At 64.3% G+C, this 1,452-nt stretch carries 1 protein-coding gene; it reads left to right on the plus strand.

Going from position 1 to position 1,452, the window contains the following annotated elements:
• Nucleotides 1-141: 141 nt before the first annotated feature.
• Complete coding sequence (locus MHN84_RS29605) at nucleotides 142-1,377, plus strand: IS256 family transposase (protein ID WP_241207993.1); 1,236 nt, start codon at nucleotides 142-144, stop codon at nucleotides 1,375-1,377.
• Nucleotides 1,378-1,452 lie beyond the last annotated feature (75 nt).

The raw sequence follows: 1,452 nt of genomic DNA on the forward strand, positions 1-1,452 counted from the left end.
GGATAAGTCCCCTAGCGTGGTGGAGTTTCGGGGGGCGGGGACGACGGTGCTGGGTGTGTCGTTGACGCTGTTGGGGTGGGCCATCGCGTAGTGGTCAGTGAGTTACCTACCAAGTGACTCAACAGGAAGACACACCACGCGATGACCCAGGATCATTCTGCCCTGCTTGCCCAACTCGATGCGCTCAAGTCCGCCGATGTCGGCGCGGTGTTCGCCGAGCTGATCCGCGCCGGGTTGCAGCAGCTGATCGAGGCCGAGGCCACGGCGGCCATCGGCGCCGGCCGCTATCAGCGGACTGACGGACGCACCGTGCACCGCAACGGGCACCGACCCAAGACCATCTCGACCACCGCCGGTGACGTCGAGGTGCAGATCCCCAAGCTGCGGGCCGGATCGTTCTTCCCGTCGCTGCTGGAACGGCGCCGCCGTATCGATAAGGCGCTGCACGCGGTGATCATGGAGGCCTACGTCCACGGGGTGTCCACGCGCAGCGTCGATGACCTGGTGAGCGCGATGGGTGTGCAGACCGGCGTGTCCAAGTCGGAGGTCTCACGGATCTGCGCCGGCCTGGACAAGGAGATCGAGGCGTTTCGTACCCGCAGCCTGGCCCACACCGAGTTCCCGTACGTGTTCTGCGACGCCACGTTCTGCAAAGTGCGCATCGGGGCGCACGTGGTCTCTCAGGCGCTCGTGGTGGCCACCGGGGTGTCCATCGACGGCACGCGCGAGGTGCTGGGCACCGCCGTCGGTGACAGCGAGTCCTACGAGTTCTGGCGCGAATTCCTCGCCTCGCTGAGGGTCCGCGGGCTCAGTGGTGTGCACCTGGTGATCTCTGATGCGCATGCTGGATTGAAATCGGCTGTGGCACAACAGTTCGCGAACTCATCGTGGCAGCGGTGCCGAGTGCACTTCATGCGAAATCTGCACACCGCGGTGTCCGCCAAACACGCCCCGGCGGTCACCGCGGCGGTCAAGACCATCTTCGCCCACACCGACCCCGCCGAGGTCGCCGACCAGTGGGACCGCGTCGCCGATACCTTGGCGGCCAGCTTCCCGAAGGTGGCCGCGATGATGGCCGAGGCCAAGACCGACGTGCTGGCCTTCACCGCGTTCCCGAAGGCGCATTGGCAGAAGATCTGGTCGAACAACCCGATCGAACGGTTGAACAAGGAGATCAAGCGCCGCGCTGATGTCGTGGAGATCTTTCCGAATCCGGCGGCGTTCCTGCGGCTGGCGACTGCGGTGGTCATCGAATCCCACGACGAGTGGCAGGTCACCCGCCGCTATCTCTCCGATGTCTCCATGGACGATTTACGTGCCGTCATTGCCGCCAAACACGCTGCGGCAGCACTTGCCAAACAACACCAAATCACCTAGCGTTCAACATGACTCGTTGATCACAACGCGTGAACCACGCCAGATCCGAAGTCCACCACTCCACGGGACGCTATC

Source organism: Mycobacterium sp. PSTR-4-N, from assembly GCF_022348085.1.
Lineage (GTDB): Bacteria > Actinomycetota > Actinomycetes > Mycobacteriales > Mycobacteriaceae > Mycobacterium.